We start from the raw sequence: 1,285 nt of genomic DNA, 5'->3' as shown, positions 1-1,285 counted from the left end.
TTAAGTCATTAATGAAAAACAATGATCCTAAATCATTTATAAAGAACTGGACATGTACTATTAGGGTTTTTTCTGATTGCTTTATTGCTACAGGTTATATTGATGAGCCAAATAAACCGTTTATATTACCTGAGTTTAAAGAGCCTATGAAAAGTGAACACGGTATTTCAATAGGTGGTAGTTTTAGTGAAAGAGAAAATGAACGGTGGCTTATTGATATTCCTTTGGAAATTAAAGATGATGAGGCATTAGATTTAATAAAAAAACGGTTAGAACGAGATCTAGAGCATATCCGAATTATATGTAAAAAAGTTTTTGATGATATAAAGTATCGATTACAACGAAATAAAAATTTTCGAGAAACTGGAAAAATAAAACCACATCCAAGTAATGTAACAAGAGAAAATGTGATACCAGTAGGTATTAATCATTTAGACAACAGCGTAGCTACTTTTTATCATTATGGTTTTGGTGTGGGTGCTAGGACTACGAAGTACTTGGGTTTCGATGCTCAAGGATTGATTTTACTAAAGGAATTGTGCCTACCGACTCCTCAATCCTTATTATGTTTAGCTTTACTCATAATCCTTAAACATCCAAAAATTACACCTAGTTGGCTTCAAGAGTGGGAGTTGTACGACAGAAACGGAAACCTAGTTGGATTGAAACAAGTTGGGGAGAATTGGATAGCTGTTAGCTTTAAACATAGAAAAGGTGCAACAAATGCTCAGCAAGAAGTAATTTTGACAGATTATTCTAAGTCTATTGTTGATGTACTCATCGAACACACCCGATTTGCAAGAGAGTCATTAAAGAGAAACGGTGGTAATGATTGGCGCTTTGTCATGTTAACTGCAAATCTGCAAGTCGCAAGCAGGTCAAAAGACGTAGGTAAACTATTAGTAATATCAAGCAAATCTAGTCAAATATTTTATGTCGATTCATATAATGAGGATCAGCAATTAATTTTAAGTAAATCGGATGCAAAAAAATTATCATCGATTGTTACTCTTCGTAGTATTCGAAAAGCGAGAGCATTACAAATTTACCTCGAAACACAATCTATTAATGATGTTTCTGAGGCTTTGGGGCATAACAAAGTACGTTCGGATCTTATAAAAATTTATCTGCCAGAGCCTCTAATGAATTACTTTCATAAACGATGGGTTCGTCAATTTCAAAACTCAATTATTTTTCAAGCGTTAAAGGATTCACCTTATTTGTTTGACGCACTAGATTTTAATGAAGTGTCATTAGAGTGTTTTTTAAAAAACCATAAGTTAGG

Annotated in this window: 1 protein-coding gene; it reads left to right on the top strand. The window is 33.3% G+C overall.

What is annotated here, in order from left to right; genetic code table 11:
* Positions 1 to 11: 11 nt before the first annotated feature.
* Positions 12 to 1,285 (top strand): hypothetical protein (locus CXF78_RS00840; protein ID WP_219622040.1); only part of this gene is annotated, 1,274 nt, incomplete at its 3' end.

Origin of the sequence: Shewanella sp. 11B5, from assembly GCF_002836795.1 — a bacterium.
In the GTDB taxonomy this organism is placed as follows: Bacteria; Pseudomonadota; Gammaproteobacteria; order Enterobacterales; family Shewanellaceae; genus Shewanella; species Shewanella frigidimarina.
The sequence above is the reverse complement of the archived record's forward strand: the minus strand, read 5'-3'. Positions and strand labels throughout refer to the sequence as shown.